Genomic DNA, 18,743 nt, shown 5'->3' with positions numbered 1-18,743 from the left:
GGCAAAAGCCGATTAATACAATGGAAGACTGAACAATGAAAAAACTGGCACTAACAGCATTAATCACAACAACATCATTCACAGCCTCAGCAGGCTGGTTTAGCAACGATCAGGATGACATATCAGAGATGATGGGAGTAATGCAGGCATGCGTATTGTTCGAGCAAGTAGAAAGCACGCCAGCCTCTTACGCTGACCTTTCCACATTGGTTGAAAGCCGATATGACCATGAACAGATATTTAAAAGGGTGAGTGCTGAGACTTTAATCAAGCTAAAACACGGCACGATGGCCACTAGCGAATGCAGGGCTAATGAGCAGCGCGCGCTCGAATTTTTAACATCAATATAAAAGCCTATCGCCAATGAGAAGTTATCACTAACAATACTAGTTACAGCGGCAGTGTAGTAACTCCAGCTGCAACGGCTTGGGGTGCTCGCATAGGTTTAGGCACCAAGAAATCGACCGTTTGGGGACACCTAAACCGTAATTGAGGAGGGATATAACTTCACCCGAATTCTCGATGTCTCTGCTGCGTAATAACTAGCTGATGGTAAACACCCGGACGAGCTAGAGCTTGATATCGTGGCGGAATACAAATTCAACATATCAAGATTTTGGACAAAACCTTTCTTAGAGTCGCCACTAAAATTAGATTAATGCGGATAACTTTTGGTATCGGAAAGTCGCTTAGTGAAGTGTCCAGTTCCACTGGAGCAGAGCACCTTCGCGCTGTTTCTCTTTCTTAAGACTGCGTTAAATCAACCTATCAGCAACTCAATATGCAACTTTGTCACTATTCATGAATGGCTGAACAAAGAAAGTTCATCTCTAAAGGGGATAGCCAACCCCGAGATGAACTTTAATCTACAGCTAATTAACGTTGCTGTTGGATGTATACTTCGCCATATTAGCTGATCACAACACCAATACTTAGAAGAATCATGATCATGGTACAAAGTACGCCAAGCAATGGACCAATGAATTTTAGCCAAGATGAGTAAGCGACTCGCCCAATGGCTAGACCGCCCATCACCACACCCGATGTCGGTGTCACAAGGTTTGGTAAACCAGAGGCAGATTGGTAGGCAGTGACAACCAGTTCACGGCCAACACCAGCAAAATCCGCGAGTGGGGCAAGGACTGGCATTGAGAGTACCGCAAGCCCTGAAGAAGACGGAACGACCAAACACATAACGGCTTCAACCCAGTAGATAGCATTGATAAATGCGATTTCGTTTAACCCGCCTAATAAGCCTTCCGCGTAATGCAAAATGGTGTGGGTTATGTTGCCGTTATCCATGACGACCACGAGGCCACGAGCAATAGCGATGATCAGGGCCACTCCCAGCAGATCGCGCGCTCCGTTTACGAAACTTTCGGTAATTTCAACTTCTGACATCCGGCCAACGAAGCCAACAAGAATGCTTGAGCCAAGAAATAGAGCGGAGAGTTCAGCCATCCACCATCCTGCTGCGGATACACCCCACATCATAACGGCGAAAGTTAAACCGAAGATAGCCAGTACTGCTTTACGTGTGTTGTTTAACTCTGGTGTTTCTTGCTTTTTACTGTGCAGGAAATATTCTAAGTTTGACTCTTTCTGGTGAGCGACGATTGAAAGCTCAGGGTTATTTTTCACTTTCTCTGCATAGCGCATGACATAGATAACACAAACGATCCAACCAAGAACAAGGATCACGGCACGCAGAGCAAAGCCCTCCATAAAATTGATTTCAGCTGCGTTAGAGGCAATGACAGTTGCAAAAGGGTTAATAGTAGAGCCTAAACAGCCAATACCAGCACCAACCATGATAATAGCAACGCCAACGATACTGTCGTAGCCTGCTGCGATCATTACCGGTATCAGCAGAGCGTAAAAAGGAATAGTTTCTTCCGCCATGCCGTAAACGGTGCCACCCAGCGCAAACAACCCCATTAGAATAGGGATCATCCATTTCTCGCGACCTGATAGGCGTTTCATGGTTCCGGCGATACCAGCATCAATCGCGCCAGTTTGGGTTACTACAGCCAAAAATCCACCGATAACCAATACAAATAGGGCGACGTCCACTGCACGCGCCACATAGCTATCTGGGTCATAGAAGCCTTGAATTGGTGCCATTAAAATATCGACGACACCTTGAGGGTTTGAATCAACGGTTTGATACGTACCAACCATTGGTACCATACGGCCTAGTGTTTCATTGGTTTTCATCTGGTACTGACCGGCCGGAATAACCCAAGTTAAAATGGCCATTAGTACGGTCAGTATCATCAAAATTGTATAGGCAGAAGGGAATTTAAATTTTGTCATTACGATGTCCTTTTGTTCCTTATGGGGCCGAAGCCCCATTGGTCGGATTTAGCCTAAAAGCTGTTCCTTCACGTTAGTTAACGAATTCCATGATCTGTTGAGCAGACATATCGCCAAGTCCCATTTTTTTTAATGTTCTTCCAGACTCGAAATAATTGGTCTCGTTATACGCATTGTCGATGTGCAGACATGATGTCACCATAGGTGTGTCAATACCGACCAGTTTACCAAGCTCGTAACAAGGGACGAGAAGGTAAGCGGCATCTTCTGTGATGTATCGGTTGCTGGCTGAATTGGGTGCGCTGTTCAGTTTGCCGTGGGTTTCTGAAGTGCGGTTAACCTCATAAACACTTTCACATTTCATACCGTAAAGGGCATTCATTGCTTGAAGCTCAGGCAACAGTTGTAATCCTAGCGCTTTGCCTATGGATTGACGCTCTGACTCCATTACTGCTGCCGCTTTTGCTGTTGAAACTGAGCAGCAATCTTTGTAGTAATTGAATTGGCCATCGAAGTTTTCTAGTAAGCCAATATTGAGCGTTGTTAGTAATGGATGCCCGCCAAAGTTGATGTTTTCTAATCCGGCTTCAATGACATTACTAAGCTTTGTTAGAGGCAAAGGCATCACAGTTTGTAAGGCTGCAATAGCCTCTTCCGTGCGATGTGCAGGATAAGCGGCGACAGGAAGGTGCTCTTTCATACCTAAAATAGCAATCTCTGCAGGCCCAACAATTCGAGTTGCCCAAGGAATCGAAATTGCGTCGACAAAAGTGATATCTAAATGAGCAAACCCATGTTCATTTTTAATTCGATTAAGCGCTAATGACCCATAATTCCCTGGCATAAGCATGATGATTTGGCCATCACATAAATGAGGCAGCATTTGAGTAAAGAGTGGCTCTTGCGCAAATGATGGAACCGGTAAGACGAGTAAGTCAGCATATGAGACTGTCTCCGCTAGATCGCGGCTAATTTTGTCACACGCCTGAAAGCCACTGTAAGTCAGTTCAACGTCATTAAAGCTTTCAAGTGCACAGATCCCTCCTCGTTGCTCTATGTCTGCCAGAGGATGGTCAAAACCTGGCGAGCCATAGAGGCAGACATCAGCACCTTGCAGGGTAAAGTGATAGGCCGCTGTTAATCCAGCATTACCGGAACCAATCACAGAGACGCGCGTTTTCATAATTTCTTCCTTATTAATTTTTGTTTTTCTGGTTGAGAGCTTAAGGAAGAAGGCATATTCGTCGCCAATGACTAAGCTGGAGACTGGTATGCAAAAAAGGAATGATGAGCGACTAGTGTTATCTCAAAGCATTGACCTTATTAGTATAAATTGATTACACCAAAATAGTCTGGCATCTCTGTAACTGTGAACTTACTCAGAATCATATTCACTGAGGTTTCGCATTGGCCCAATTTTGAGCTGAATATTCATCGCGTCAGCTTGCAACATGAATTGCTCAATGAACTGTTCCGCATTTCGGTGAATGGGCTTTAACGAAGGGTAGAGAATATCAAATTCAAACGGCAGGCCGAATACAAGCGGTTTCATTACGACCTTTGGGTGCTCGCTTTCCATGTAAGCGGTAAATGGATCAGTGATCGCGATCCCTACACCTTCTCGAACTAAGGTTGCAGCGGTGCTTGCCAGTGAGACTTCGATTTGCTCAATCGTTGATAGGTCATAGCGGCGTAACAATGCATCGACTCTTCTCTGAGTAATATCCTTTTCGTGGCGGATGAGCACTTGACCCGCAATATCGTAGATGTCTATGACCGAGCGTTTGGCCAGTGGCGAATCGGAGGGAATAAGACAGACGCATTCGCATTCTACTTTTTGTGCTTTTACACCCGCGAGATGCTCATCAATAAACGCAAAGCCAATGTCTGTTGTTTGGCTTTGAACCCGCTGAATCACCTCTTCGGAACGATATGTTTTAAACCCGACTTTGACTTTAGGCGCTTGCTTTAAAAAGACCGCCAAGATTCTGGGCAAAAAGGCGTTTGAGAGAAGAGGCATCGCAGCAATATTCAGTGTCCCGAAATGGCGCGAGCGAATTGAATGCGCAGCGTGATCGAGACTTGATACAGCATCAAAGACTTTGGATACTTCAATATAGAAGGCTTCTCCCTCACTGCTAAGCTCCAAGCGATTTCGTTTACGATTAAAAAGTTGAAAGCCAATTCTTTGTTCTAAACTGGCTAATAGTCGACTGACGGCGGATTGACTAAGTGATAAGCGCTCTGCCGCGGCAGTGACGGTTTGACATTCAACAATGGCTTTAAAAGCATTGAGTTGGGTTAGCTTCATTACATACGGCTCTGGATACAGGGATCGATGAAATTACCAGAAGCTCTAGTGGAATACCTTGAGCTGCTATGAGTAATCAATAATTTTTTGGCAACTTTAAAGTGGATAAAACTCAACTAAAAGTCGTTTTAAACAGTGAACTTCCCCAGCAATTTTGGACATCGAGTTAAGTGAGTGCAATCACTAACGAGGTAAACAGTGACAACCAAGAAAACTAGAATTAAACATTACCCTGAATTTAAAGCAGAAGCGCTGAAGCTAGCAGAGAAAGTAGGAGTAGCTGCGGCAGCAAGACAGCTTTCTTTGCATGAATCTCAGCTCTATGGTTTGCGTAAGATTACCAATAAAGACGCTAAGACCGGTCAACAGAGACCAGCACAACTGCACTAATTGCAGCAGTAATGACTGGTAAATGAATAAAACTAAATGATTCCATATGAACAGATTTCCTTGAGAAGCCTAACGGTTAATAGACGGATTTCTTCCGTACTTATATGCAACCGTTCATGGAGATAATTATGGTTACGCTCAATCAAAATCCCGTACTATGTAGCTTATGGGAATTACTGAAACTTTCCGTATAACTCCGACTGGTTCTGAAAAATACGATTTCCAACCTATTCACTCCCAAAATGATAATGGTCTGCTCTTCTTAATTCGGATTAGATTTGCTAGGGAAAAAGCACGCCACTAAACTTTGTAGAGTATTTAATCTGAATGATTTTGGGGCAAAAGTTTGCTAATGATTTGTTGAGTTCGCAACTTATAAGTTTAGTAAGTCGCTTAACCCAGAGCCCAGTAATTTTTGAACTGATCAACATTTGTAATCAGTTGATCAAATTCAACCATCCATTAAAACTGAACACATTTCAGTTTCCCCCCCCCCCCCTAATAAGGGGGCTTTGAGTAGTGAATAAATTTCTAGCTAATGTTGTCTGTGAAGGTATTAATTTTCACTATTTTAATCACTGTATACGAGAAACGATCTAAGACATTAATTAGTGCGAGAGCTCAGGGTCATCGTCTAATGCATGACTCGGTAAGGGATTCCACACAGCTTTCATCAGCGTGGAAGTTGGATCGCAAAGAACACACAGAATCCCCACAGGCAAGCAATCGCCACTGGAACCGTCACTGCACAACACCGATATATGGAAACAACACCCGAAAAACCTACTGTAACAGCCAATAGTGCTGAATAACGCAAGTCAATATCATAGAGGTCAAGTAACTGACATCTCTGACAAGGTTCTTGAAACACCGAGCCTCTGAATTTAAGTTACAGATCACTGTAATGGGTAAGCCGATTAGCTTCGATAATTTTGATTGAACGTTTTGCCCGACAAACTTTCCTAATTTTCGTTTTGATTAAACTACGCGACCAATAGAAGGTATGAATCAAGAAAAGATCCACACAACAAGTTGTGATGTCAGGTTAAAACCACCTGACATCTTTCTGTGGAGAGGGGGAGGCCTGGTGAGGGTTATTAAATATTTAAAGTATTTAAAGCATTTAATATCCATTATTAACAATAATTATTATTAGCACCTCTATTTAATAAAAAGCCCAAATGCTAACAAATTCTCGCAATTCTTACTTATATTGTTTTTTTATGTGAGGTTAAGGACCAAGCTCTCAGATGGAATGTAGGTGTAGTAGACGTGTTATTGTAAGAATTCATAGGACGCTAATTGAAAAATTAATTGGAATTAAAGAAAAGTACATGTGCAGAAATTGTCGAGTTATATTTATAGTCAAATGAAATCTTAATATTTATTAGCATGATCCAGAAAAATAATTATCGAGTGCTAACTAGGCGCCCCCCAGTAGTGGTAGTGTTTATTTAGGCATTATTGGCATTTCGGTTTTGTGATGGATGAAAATGAATTTAATATGATTAAATGTGAATTGATGAGGTTGAAAAGTCACCAGTTAAGAGAATTAAGAGATATTATTAATTCTAGATTAGGAGGTTTTGATAAGAAAGAACTAATTCTAACTGAAGAAGAAAGAGAGTTGATTGATTCAATATGCTCTAGGGTTTGATATTAATTACTCAATGATTACTGAATATTTTTTTGATTGTTAACAATGGTATGCGTTTTGGCGGTTCTCAAATGAACCTTTAATTGATAATAAATTATTTCACTAAAACCTGAGAGGAATTTAAAGCATGTGTTTTCTTTTGACCAATACTTATCAGGGCGAAACATGGTAAATAAACATAACCTTAATTACAAACTACAAGAAATAACTAATTTAGACGGGATAAACATAGGTTATGAAATACTAATCGATGCTAAAGGATTTTCTGTTGCACAAGTTGATGAAATATACAATAAAGGCTTAATATTCCCTCATTCAGCCAAGAGATTAATGAGACGTATAGAGAGTTACATAGAAGATGGAGGGGATATTTTATCAGGTAAAAACCTTTTGTTAATTTAGAAAGAAGCCACTTATGTGACAAATTTCTTCTTTGTGATATTGTTATATTGTCTAAAAATCAAAGAAAAAATATCAATTTGATAATAGAATTAACGGAGCGAGATATTTGCGGAAAATGTTCAAAAATAGATGAAGGTATATGCTTTTAAAAAATAATAAAGTATTATTAGCTTTGGATGATTATGAAATTAACGAAGATGATTTTAGACGTGACGAGTTGAATGCCAATGTGTATAACTTTATTAAAGTTGACTTTTTGTCTATAAAAACAATTTAAGATCTATTGAAGCGATACTTGAAAAGTACAATTTAAAATTAATTGTGGAATATATAGAAAGTGAGAGGGATAAGGAATGGATATCTAAAAATCTAAAAATCACTTGGGCGTTACAAGGTTATTTGTATAATACTTTTCCAATTAAAATATAACATCCCACTGTATTATTTTATATTTAAGACTCCACTGTCCTTATTATTAAATTCCTGTAACACAATACCTTACATTAATTTTTATCTTGTGTTATTTTCAACCTCTTGTAAATTACATAGTTTACAACTTTCATAATTGCATGTCGAAAGACAATTTAACTTTTGTTGTATCATGGACAATAGAATAGGGTTAGCAATGGACTTAATAATGTCAAATTTAAGCAAGTACACGCCCATTTTATCTTTTTCATCTAATGGCGGGTAATATTTAACTTCTTCCGCATTAAATATTAACTTGCAAAATTCAATTATCGGACGGCAATCCACATTAAAAAATAAATGTAATCTTTAGTTTTATAATAAGATATCAAATATAAACAAATGGCTTGAACGATAAGCTCAAAGTAATGTTCTGAGTTGGCATAATATCCCAAAAAACTAAACAACTTTTATCAATTTCGTTTGAAGGTATAGTGATAAACGATGGGGAACCATTTAGTTTTTCTATATCAAGAATACCAGACCAATGACCTATTATCTCATCTTCTCCATTTTTAATTACAACACTTTTGTAATCGATATTACTTCCCATGGTATATAAATCATTTTTAAACTCTTTTAAAGATGAAATATTCCCATAAAACTCGCCGAATTTTTCAAGGTGTTCTTGATAGCTATCGTTAGAAACCTCGGAACTAACGACCTTAGGTACATAACGATAAGAAAGAACGGAAATTGAAAAATCCAGAACTTTGGTTAAATTATAAACAATTGTATTGTATTTCAGTGGATTCTTAACATTAGATAAATCCAGTGATTGAATGTACTCTTTCAAATCAACATCTAAAATCTTCGCTATATATAACTGCTTGTATGTTGGGGGAGTGCTCTTCCCATTCAACCAACGGCTTAATGTTATTTCATCTAAACCTTTAAATTCTTCGTAACATTTACTTTGAAGAAGAGCAATTATTTCCTTTCTTGATAACCCTTTCATTTTAATCCATAAGAATAAGTTATCTTTGAATTTCATTGTCATATTCAAACACCTTTCATTATAATAGTTATTTTATTTATTAGGATAAGCCTACCACTTTATATAAGCAATCAACATGAAAGAGCCCATAATTTATGGGCCCATTTGTTTCGAATTATTTTAGTTATTGAGCCCACCACTGTGCTACATATCCTTCCCCTTTATTAACAGAAGTATGATATGTTTTAGCTCCAGCACCATCTCCGTTACAACCATAAGCCCTTACACCTCCCAAGGTTATTAGCGTAGGGCTTGTACAAAGGCCAAATAAATCGAGTTGATGGTCATTCTCACCCCAAAAACCCCAAAAGTTGTTCAAGTATTGGCCGTAAATAACTTCATCTACAGTGTAGTGAAATCCATATCCACCACCATAAATTGTCATATTTCCCAGATCTCCACCGTCGTCACTTGATAAGTCAACGACACGGGATGATCTGTACTTCCCTGAAAAGTGGTTTCCGTTAAGTTTGCCATAAACTCCAGATTGAATACTTCCACTAGCAAAGCTAATGTCACCCTTATAGAAAGTTACCGGGCTGGAGGTTTGCATGTACCAGTTTTGCACTGTGTTGTCTGGATCTTTGTTAATCGTTTTGATTGAAGCGTCTGAGGTATAAGTAACTCTTGAATACGACAAGCCGTATTTATTACTCATTTCAGAGTTCGTTACACGGAAATCGTTGTAGTTCACAGTTCCACTTTCTGTAGTCACTAACCCTCGACCATTCGTAAACAAAGAGCCATTAAACGCTACATTTTTACCACGCTGAGAGAACACGTTGGTATTTCCACCAAAACGCTGTAAGTTCGTTTTCTCTGAGTAAGACCAGACGAGTGTGTAGCCACCCACGGTTTTGTCAGATGCGTCCGCTTCAGCTTGAGAAACCATGTCACACTGGGTTTTGTAGGTGTAAGTATTGTTTGCACTTCTTAACCAATATTCGCCATCGTTAGCTTTCAGAGCGAACGGAGAGTTATATGTCGAGAAAATATCCTGACAATCTTTCGCTGGCTGGTCGAACGAACCGATAACAATTTTAAAGAAATCAAACGAACCTAGCTCATACGTCACTTGGCCAAATACGTCGTAGCCAATCACCAAAAGCGTCACATTGTAAATACGTTGCTCTGGTGTAATGGTAAAAGACTTGTCCCTAGAGACTGTTTCACCGTTGATCACCCATTCGTATTCATATTTACTCACATCACAATATTCACAGGTCACTGACGCGGTAATAAGGTCATCTTGCCCTTCTGTCGCGTCAATCACCGCGATCTCTAATGCAGGCGGGTTGCCAACATGAACGATCACGTTGCCAGCGATTTCAGCCCCTGAATTCGTCTTAACTTCGAAAATAAAGTCATCCACTCCTATCGCGTTACTATTAGGCGTATAGACCACTTTGGACTTACTCGTGTCAGAGATTGTCACCGTACCTAGTAACGCACCTGACGTACTTTTAACTTCAACAGATGCCTGCTCACCAGTGCGATACCCTTCAATCAAAGACGAAATATCGATCGTGATTGGCGTGCTTACATTCACACTAAACGTTCTTTCCAACTCGCTTTTCAACGATAAATGCGTGTTTGAGTTAACAATAACGACCCAATGTTGCGTGACGTCGGCTTTACCATCTGTCAGTACAACGTCGAAGAAGTGAGTACCTTCTGAGTCAACTTGAGCATCAACTTGTATCTTTGACTTATCGGTTGAGATTTCAGCTTTCACCGTGCCTGAAGCCGGCTGAGTCACTGACTTGAACGTTACTGTATCGCCATCAATGTCAGTTGCGAGAGCAGAAGCGTTAATTGACATACTAGTATTTTCATTGGCGTACCAAATATATGGGTTGCTTTGTAATACTGGTGCACTGTTATCTTTTACGTACACACGAACAATACCCGTTGCAAAGCCCCCAAAGTGGTCGCTAACTTGGTAATTAATATCGTGTATACCAGTACGACTGAAAGTCACATCGAACTTAGTATTATCCAACTGAGTTAAGCTTGTTGGTGCAACCGTAGCGTCATACGTATAAACACCGACAATTTGCAAAGAGTCGCTATCAGCATCATAAATACAACTACCTTTAGTATCTTGTGGTTCACGCCCATAGGTACACTCGGCATTGATATCACTCGCAACGTCGATCGTGTATTTCTGGGCAACTTTTATGTCTGTACCGTTATTGGTCCACTGGAAATACTTGGTTTCAGGGTTACTGTTACTGCCTGATGCGCTTACGCTGATATCAATCGCACCGACTTTAAAGTCCCCTACACCGTCGCCGTCAAAATCGTCAGACAACGAATATATTAATCGCGTAATACCACCTAGGTCATAGGTGTCACTGGTGTATTCAACAATACTCTTTTTTAGGTCATCAGTTGTCGCTTTCGCGCTACCTGAACCAAGCACCAATATCGTGCTAGATAGAACGTAGTTGTTACCTTCACTATCTTTCGGGTACAAGCTCGCCAACTGTGCGTTCAAATCAATATTAACTACGCTTCCAGGGACAGAAACAGAGAGTTGAATTGGTGGAAGCGTTGTAGAAGGAAGTGAACGCAGACTAGCACGACTATTTGGCATGATAATTTTGCGCTTTTCGACCAGCACATTCGTTATCATTCTTGAATTCGAAAAAGTTGTTTCACTCTCAAGACTACGCAGTGAATATTGATACTGGCACATCGTCGGACTTTCAAAAGCGTCCAACTCAAATGTCATGCCCGATACCGTAACAGGGTCACATTGGCTGCTGCCCGTAATATTGGTGATATCATCAATCAACAACGCTTCGCTATTTGAGATAGAGTTTCGCTCGCTCAAATCTACCGACAGTTTTTGTTCGGTATAAGTACGCACAATCCCATCTTGGGTGTAAACCACTGGTTCTTGCTCTACCGAACCATTATTGTTTGACGATGAACCACTCGATCCTTCTCCACCGCAACCTAATAGCGCAAACGGCACTGTTATTAAGGCTAAATATAGTTTTTTCATTATTATTCTCACACATTCATTAAATGAATTGATACGAAGGGTCATGGTCATCGCTAAAATAATTTCGATGATATGCCTTGTGAGTATTCGTTATTTATTTGGATTTTTTACTTTTACAATTTCACCTGGATAAACATAATCCAAGTCTCGACCGGCAAAATATGCTTTATTCATGTTTACAAACTCATCTAAAGACATATCAAATCTATGGCATATCTGGTAAATGTAATCACCTTCTTTAAGAACGTATTCAAGCGTAGGCTTCACCTCTTGCTTAACAACAAGCGTTGGTTCCAGCACCTCTTCAATAATAGGTTCAACTACTTTTGGCTCTGCAGGCGCAGGTTGTAAGACTTCTTCTACTTTCTTTTCTGTGAAAATACAGTCACAAACTGGCTGCGGTTCAATGGTTGGATTCTCTTCATAGAATTTATATTTCACCCCCAAACTGTAAGCGTATTGATCTAAGTAGTCAGAACTGAATGACTGGTTAAAACCTAAAACAACCGCCCAGTTATTATTGATGTTGTAATCCACATCCAATTTAACGTAAGGGTTCACTTCTTTACCTCTTGCTTCATTCCCTACATCTAGGTCTGCTAAGAAGCCGCCTGAAAGTGAAAAATTGGTTTTCTCGGTGAATGGGTAGTTCAGTTTTAACAAGGTTCCGTATTGAAGAAAGTTGCTTTCAAACTGATCTGAGTTCCAATCGATGTACCTAATGGTGTTCTCGATTGAAACAAACTTATACACCGGCACACCAATATCAAGGGCGTAACCTAAACCAAAATCAGAGCTATCTTCTGAGTTCAGTTGATTCACAAAATCTAACTTCGGCGTAATGTAAAACGATTCATCGTATTCTGTTGTGTAACCGTCGATAGAGTAGATGACAGTCGCCACTGCAATGAGTTTTTTAAACATATTAAAAGTCCAATCCAAATATCACGACAAAGGAATCTGAGTAACCGCCAGTAGCGACTTCATTGACCGTTTTATCGCTGTAGCCAACTGTTAGGTTGTAGTTAATTCTCGTTTTATCACTTCCAACAGGCGCCAATACCACGCCAGCATTATTCAATACAGACGTGGTGACCTTGCCGTTATCGCCGACAATGACTTTGTCTTCACAGGTATCACAGTGAACGTAATACGGGATTTCTTTCTCTGTTTGAGAGTCATGGGTTAAGGAATAATCTTTTGAAGTATCAAACTTCATTTTGATTCCGGTGTTAAAGTAACCAAGCGTTTCGATATTGAAGCGTGTCTCACCTTTTACAGTCCCAGAGCCATATTGAGGAGGCATTACGCCGCCGTTTTCTGGAGTCACCACCAATGAAGTAAAGACTTCTGGGAGATAGTTGACTTGAAAGGTCAAATTAAGCGACAGATTCCGATAAGTAAAAATCGACATACTGTTGTAAAAGTAGTAACGAACCGGAACTTTTAAGCTGCCGACATAAACCCTTTCTGGTTTTCCTTTTAACGCTGTCAATAGATCTGGCAGTCGAAACATCGGCCTAACAAAGTAAAAAGGAATGTTTTCTTTCGCGCTAACCACTGGATAATTGGAGATACACGTGTAGTTAGCTGCGCTGTTGCTCAACAAAACACCTGACGAAGTTTGTTCTGGATTACATCGTCCTTTTTCTAAACCAGAACCATGCGAAGAGTCGCTCGTATCAATAGATGAATTAAGGCCGCCCCAATCGAACTCAAGTCCGTAAATTCCGACAGTTACTTCAGCTTGACTCGTCCCGTTGGTTAACGTCACCAACTTGGATCCCTTTTCAACGGCCGGGATCCATTTTTTTGTTGGCTCCAAACCCGAGTAAATTTCTGACGCTGTGGTTAAATAAAACGAACCAGCATACGATCTCGCATTCTCGTATCGAATATCTTCGCCTTTCACCGTCACGTTCACTGTCAATGCATAACTTGATGCACTGAATACCAAAGAGAGAGCGAATAGAATTAAATGTCTCATAAGCGACCCATACACCCGTTAACGCCCTTTAGCAGGAACGACAATCTTTTTTCGATAACTTTCGTCATGGTTTAGCACCGTGACGTTGAGGTCTTTGTTGACTAAGCCTTTGGGCAAATCAAAGCTCTTTTTTCTACCTTTGATCAGGGTGTAGAAAACGCGGCACGAGCTTTCTTTCACGCCTTGGCAGTTATCAATCAACACTCGGAGCATGGTGTTGCCTTTGTTGTGAATAGAAAGGCTTTTACCCGCAACATCAATGTCGTAATCAACCTTTGGCTCTTTAGCAGGCACAATTAATACCGGTGCGTAACCTACAAAAATGTTGACTGATTGTTCGCCTGATTCTGTGTCATTAGCGTACGGTTTTGGCACAAAGACGATTTCGTAAGTACGGTCTTCATCCCAAGAGCAGCTATCCCCACAGATGGCTCGGATACCAAGACTTTTTGTTCTGCCTGGCTCGATAATGAGTCTCGGGTTACTTACCGCAACCGTCCATTCTGCCAAGTTTTCTCGTGTATAAGGTTTGCGAATTAATCCACCTTCTTCCGTGGTCGCAATTTCATTGATTTTCGTTTCAACGAAATAAACCATTTCTTTATCGTTGGTAACAATGAACGATGCGTTGCCGTTTTCATCGGAAACTTGCAGCATTTTGTCGAGGTACACAGCGCTGGATAATGTCGAGAAAAGACACAAAAACGCTCCAACTATTAATCTCACTTTCATATTACTTTCTTACCTCACCAATATTGATTGGAGTATTTGTTCTCGCAAATTTAAGTAGCATATCCATCTCTTCTAACTGTTTATTTGAGAGAAGGAGTTCATCTTCATAAGAAACATAGACAGCAACTCGCTCGCGCTTATCTAGCATGTAAACTTGCATATCCTTGCTTTCAATATTGGATATGAAATCGAATATATTGAAACCCTTGTAATACTCACCCAAGTATTTAACCAATTTATTATTCTCAGGGTGGCCGGGTATTAGAATCGACTCACCTAGTCTTAATTCAGGGAAGCAGTAGTTAGTGCCGTAGTTGGTTTTATCTTGATAAATTTCCAATTCACACACCAAGCCATCCGCTTTTAATGTAAATGGCAGTTCATCAAATACCGTAATATCGAAAACACCGTCGTAAAGCTCATAAATATCTAAACAGCCCGCACCATCACACGTTAGGTTCGCAATCGGTGTATCAAAAATATCTTTAAAGCCTGATATAACTTTTTTGGTGATACCGACACTGGTGGTTAACTGAATCACACCCGATGGGTACGAATACCCCGAGGTATAATCTCGCCCACTGTTTTGTAGGTCACCGACATCGGTATTCAGCTCAATCGCGTACTGTCGATAGTCATTCATTGGAATAACCGTTTGGTAGTTATAGACCGAGACTTTCTTCAATTGACCGTCGTTGTCTTTAACGGTTAAGTACGCTTTCAGCTTGTTGTCGTCATCTGAGCGCTGTCTACCACCGTTGCGTTGTAGGTCAACAATGCCATAACTGCTGCTTTTATTTGCGGTCACGTAGCCTTTACCGTTGGCAATGATCTGTGATGAATCAAAGCCCAGCGAAGCCCCTCTCTTACCTTCTGTATCAGTAGTGACTAGCCCGTTAGCACGTAAGTAGTCGTTGCGATAGTTGCCCGAATAAGAAGCATCCACTCTGGTCGAAGACTCAGAAACATTGTTATATACGTGACTGACTTCGCCGTAATCGCTGTAGTTTTCTCCGTCGATGATTGACGACGCTGACAAAGTATTTCTGAACGATGATACCTGTCGGTTGTAGCCATGAACCGTTGAGCGATAAGAGATAGAATCTTGCGGGTTCAAATTGATCGTTACCGACAAAGTTCCATCAAGCTTGTCTAGCTCAAAGTCTTCTTCCAAAGAATTGGTTGTGTAACCCAGATTGACGTCCATGCGAACATAGTTGTTAATCTGACGTCCCAAGCCAAAAGAAAAGTTGTAGTTTTCATAGTCAATCGACGTCACATCACTTTGGTTAAAGTTATACGCACCACTTAGTCTTGCCTGACCTAAGTTAAACAACTTAAATGAGCTGCCTATGTAAGCGCGTTTAAAGTTGCCGTAACCGTACAACGTAGATGCCAAATTACTGTTGTTGCCACCTTTGTATTCTTGGAAAGATGTGGTTAACAAGCCCAAGTTCAACGTAGTATTAAAATAAGTTTCGCCACTGTTGGCGTAGTTATACGTTGACTGAAGAGACAGATCCCAAGGTAGATCGAACGCTAAGCCCGCCGTTGCGATCGCCCCTAAGTCACTGCCTGTAACACCTAGCCCTAAAAGTGTTGAGTTGTGTACTTTCAAACTTGTCAGTCCACGCGCAAACATCAAGTCATCTTCTTGCTCTTTATTGACGATGTTTTTGCCTTCAAGTTGCCCGACCGAAAGTAGAAAGTCGTAATCGTTAAGCGCCAAGTTGTCAGAACGCTTGTTATAGATAGTGTGCGCTTCTTGTAACAGCAGGTTGTCGTTATTACGGATTTCTAGAATGACATCGTAAATACCGTATGGCAGCTCAGAGTAAGATACAAACTGCTGACCAGGCGCGGTGTTTCGGTTTAATAGTATCCGGCCATTGTCGGCATCTTTAACGATCAAACGACCCACCGATGGGGAGAAGAAATAGAGTTGTTGGTTTTCGTTCTTCTTGCCCAATAACAGATTGTCTGATGAACCGAAATCTATGGTTCGCTCGGTAACGCCATTCAGCGTTGAGCCTTCACGTAAGAAATCTGTACTGTTCATTGATTCATGGCCGATGAACTGCCCGACTCGTAAACTGTATCGGTCAAAATCGAGATGGTACGCAAGCTTGTACACGTCGAACTCGTCGCTGTAACTCTGGTACTGAACCTCACTTTGGATGTAACCGTAGTTCAACCCAACCATTAACTCGTCGTTAATGCTGTAATTGAAATCCGAATCATCATATTTATCGAAATCAATAGAAAAATGGTTAATAGTCGCTGGGTTATCTTTCTTGGTTTGTTGGTACTTCCCATCGACTTTAGATTCGACTTGATTGACTAAATCAGGACTAACAAAAAGCAGTAAGCGTTTATTGTCATAGTCCAACACCAACGCATAATCTTCACCTGTAGGAACGAACACGCAGTTAGACAGTTCTTTCTCTTTACACTCATTATTTCTAACCTTGACGCCACTTTTTAGTTCAACTAGGAATTTTTCGACGTACTGAGGCTTCACATTGTTGTCCAACAACATGCGGCTTAGTTTTGCGTTTTCGTTCGAATCACTGGTTAGTTTTACACTATCGTAGGCAACCAGCAGAACCACATCACGATAGTCACCATTTAGTTGCTTTAACTTAAGGGTTTGCTTTTGGTATGCAAAAAAGTCTTCAAAACCTTCGGGAACATTCACTCCCATTGAAAAAACACTGGATGAGGTGATCAAAGAAATACAGATTAATAAGTTGTATACACCTTTCATAAATCATACCTAAAGCCCACCACAAACGAGCCGTTACAACTTCTAACGTCCTCATCCCCTACGGCCTTGAACTTAAGCATCAGATCATGGGTAAGAACGCTACTTGCCGAGTCAAATTTTGTATCTGAATACGAAATTGCTTCACCAATCTTCATTGGCTCTACTTTGTTATCGATATGGACGTTGGCGATACTGTCATAGCCATCCAGTTTATTTTCAGTCTCTGGTCGTAGTGATGAGTAACAACTCGAGACGTTATTTATCAGGAATAACTGGTAGCCTGTTACTTCTAGTTGCGAATCGAATGTATAGACATCAGATTCAATCATGAGCTTGACGGGCTTATCTGCAAACGTGCTGATAACCGCGTCATAAGCCAACGTGATTGAACTAGGATCGAGTTTTAAACTGACCGTATCCGCCAACATGTTTGAACGGTCAATATTGGTTGACACCTGAAACGTATGACTTTTGTAATCCGCTGCGGCACTCGGGACCATCAGAGCCGCCAGCAATGCAGTACTACAGACAATAACTCTCACGTGATACTTCCTAACTCAGTGATGAGGGGCAATCTTGATAGCATTGCCCCAGATCGACTTCTCAATTAAAGCTCTGAAGCCACTACCGTTACTGATAGCGCCGCGTCTTGACCTGTGTATGCGTCAATCGCGCTTGTGTCAGAAGTAGAAACTGCGTTTAGAAGCAGGATATCGCCTTTGTGAGCAGCAACTTGAGTAACGCCAGTTGAAGTTACTGTTGCTAGTTGAGTGCCATCATTCTGTACTGACCACTCAATACCAGTAACAGGAGTACCGTTTGCGTAGAAAGCAACATCTGCCACTGTCCATTCAATAGAACGAGCCTCTGTACCGCCAGCACCGTCATCACGTTCAGTAGTAGAAACCAGTTCACCAACGACTGGAGCAGCTGCCGTACCAGTGTTGTCACGCGCTTCAAGTTGAATGTTTGGAGCTACAATTGCGCCATCTTGAGCACGCATTAGCTGACCGATAGGAGTCACTAGTGCGCCGCCCTCACCAGTGATAACAAAACCGTTAGCCTGGATAACACCAGGGATTTGACCTTGCCAGTTTGCAGTCGCAGTCGCAGTTTCACCTTCTGCTGCGTATGCGCCTTGAGCTGTTAGTGCGATTGCTAAAACAGAGAAAACTTTCTTAAATTTCATACTCTTACCTTTTCATTAGAATTTAATTTGGGAGTGCGAGCATGTCCACATGCTTACTGTGGATAAGATTAATAATCTTGCGTATCTATTTGTTAGCATGCTGACTTAAATTCATCCAGCAACGCTATTGACGCATCGGATGTCATGCATGTAACCCATACAATCAGAAAGAAAATGAAAACAGAACACACCAAAAGCAATCTCAGAAAATTCCTACAAGCAAGAAGCGAGGCGGTTAACACTTTGAGTCAATGTTGCGTTTCGTATCATCGACGAATTACAACTTAAAAGAAGAAGTTAAGTAAGCAGGTATAAGGTGTTTCAAGTTGACTTGAACATTGAACTTAATTGAAGACTATTAGGTAAGTGGGGTAACACAAATATTCACAGTTTAATCATTAGCTGCTTGAAAAATGGTTATTGCGGGGATTTTTATTGATAAAACCGAAATTGTTGAGCGACTACTTATCGGCTTACTTGTAATGGTAACCAATAGTGAATCAGTCACAGACAC

General features: G+C 40.9%; 13 protein-coding genes and 2 pseudogenes. 3 read left to right on the top strand and 12 right to left on the bottom strand.

From position 1 onward, the window contains the following. Positions 1 to 35 precede the first annotated feature (35 nt). Positions 36 to 350: a hypothetical protein gene (locus tag IHV80_RS17815; protein ID WP_017075737.1), complete on the top strand. Its 315-nt coding sequence runs from the start codon at positions 36 to 38 to the stop codon at positions 348 to 350. 559 nt (positions 351 to 909) lie between these two features. Here the strand turns inward: IHV80_RS17815 and IHV80_RS17810 are convergent. From IHV80_RS17810 to IHV80_RS17800, 3 genes are all read right to left on the bottom strand, one after another. After that, a complete protein-coding gene (locus IHV80_RS17810) occupies positions 910 to 2,316 on the bottom strand; it encodes a YfcC family protein (protein ID WP_192891682.1) in 1,407 nt (468 codons plus the stop codon). A gap of 73 nt (positions 2,317 to 2,389) precedes the next feature. Continuing rightward, complete coding sequence (locus tag IHV80_RS17805; RefSeq protein ID WP_192891681.1) at positions 2,390 to 3,499, bottom strand: NAD/NADP-dependent octopine/nopaline dehydrogenase family protein; 1,110 nt, start codon at positions 3,497 to 3,499, stop codon at positions 2,390 to 2,392. Between the two features lie 192 nt (positions 3,500 to 3,691). Further along, on the bottom strand, positions 3,692 to 4,627 hold the full coding sequence (locus tag IHV80_RS17800) for a LysR family transcriptional regulator (RefSeq protein WP_192891680.1): 936 nt from the start codon (positions 4,625 to 4,627) through the stop codon (positions 3,692 to 3,694). 198 nt (positions 4,628 to 4,825) lie between these two features. Between IHV80_RS17800 and IHV80_RS17795 the strand changes: the two are divergent. Continuing rightward, positions 4,826 to 4,996, top strand: a pseudogene (locus IHV80_RS17795) (transposase); the annotation flags it as partial. Between the two features lie 629 nt (positions 4,997 to 5,625). Here the strand turns inward: IHV80_RS17795 and IHV80_RS25230 are convergent. Next, positions 5,626 to 5,840 (bottom strand): annotated as a pseudogene (locus IHV80_RS25230) (AI-2E family transporter); the annotation flags it as partial. 999 nt (positions 5,841 to 6,839) lie between these two features. On the opposite strand from IHV80_RS25230, the gene IHV80_RS17790 reads away from it, so the two are divergent. Then, positions 6,840 to 7,076 (top strand): hypothetical protein, encoded by a 237-nt coding sequence (locus IHV80_RS17790; RefSeq protein ID WP_192891679.1) that lies wholly within the window; start codon positions 6,840 to 6,842, stop codon positions 7,074 to 7,076. 796 nt (positions 7,077 to 7,872) lie between these two features. Here IHV80_RS17790 and IHV80_RS17785 read toward each other — a convergent pair. From IHV80_RS17785 to IHV80_RS17750, 8 genes are all read right to left on the bottom strand, one after another. Next, on the bottom strand, positions 7,873 to 8,544 hold the full coding sequence (locus IHV80_RS17785) for a helix-turn-helix domain-containing protein (protein ID WP_226088553.1): 672 nt from the start codon (positions 8,542 to 8,544) through the stop codon (positions 7,873 to 7,875). 121 nt (positions 8,545 to 8,665) lie between these two features. Beyond that, positions 8,666 to 11,554 (bottom strand): Ig-like domain-containing protein, encoded by a 2,889-nt coding sequence (locus tag IHV80_RS17780; RefSeq protein WP_192891678.1) that lies wholly within the window; start codon positions 11,552 to 11,554, stop codon positions 8,666 to 8,668. A gap of 90 nt (positions 11,555 to 11,644) precedes the next feature. Continuing rightward, positions 11,645 to 12,478: an autotransporter outer membrane beta-barrel domain-containing protein gene (locus tag IHV80_RS17775; protein ID WP_192891677.1), complete on the bottom strand. Its 834-nt coding sequence runs from the start codon at positions 12,476 to 12,478 to the stop codon at positions 11,645 to 11,647. Between the two features lies 1 nt (position 12,479). Then, positions 12,480 to 13,541, bottom strand: a complete 1,062-nt coding sequence (locus tag IHV80_RS17770) for a hypothetical protein (RefSeq protein WP_192891676.1) — start codon at positions 13,539 to 13,541, stop codon at positions 12,480 to 12,482. 18 nt (positions 13,542 to 13,559) lie between these two features. After that, entirely contained in the window at positions 13,560 to 14,273 is a 714-nt protein-coding gene (locus IHV80_RS17765; RefSeq protein ID WP_192891675.1) for a hypothetical protein, read from the bottom strand. A gap of 1 nt (position 14,274) precedes the next feature. Then, positions 14,275 to 17,040 carry a CS1-pili formation C-terminal domain-containing protein gene (locus IHV80_RS17760; RefSeq protein ID WP_192891674.1) on the bottom strand — a complete coding sequence of 922 codons (2,766 nt, stop codon included), beginning with the start codon at positions 17,038 to 17,040 and terminating at the stop codon, positions 14,275 to 14,277. Beyond that, positions 17,037 to 17,582 carry a hypothetical protein gene (locus IHV80_RS17755; RefSeq protein WP_192891673.1) on the bottom strand — a complete coding sequence of 182 codons (546 nt, stop codon included), beginning with the start codon at positions 17,580 to 17,582 and terminating at the stop codon, positions 17,037 to 17,039. The genes IHV80_RS17760 and IHV80_RS17755 overlap by 4 nt, the downstream gene beginning before the upstream one ends. 65 nt (positions 17,583 to 17,647) lie before the next feature. Beyond that, positions 17,648 to 18,229, bottom strand: coding sequence for a hypothetical protein (locus IHV80_RS17750; protein WP_192891672.1), 582 nt, complete (start codon positions 18,227 to 18,229; stop codon positions 17,648 to 17,650). Positions 18,230 to 18,743: the final 514 nt, after the last annotated feature.

This window comes from Vibrio bathopelagicus, from assembly GCF_014879975.1.
GTDB classification, from domain to species: Bacteria; Pseudomonadota; Gammaproteobacteria; order Enterobacterales; family Vibrionaceae; genus Vibrio; species Vibrio bathopelagicus.
Note: the sequence above shows the minus strand (reverse complement) of the source record. Positions and strands in the feature narration are given on the sequence as shown.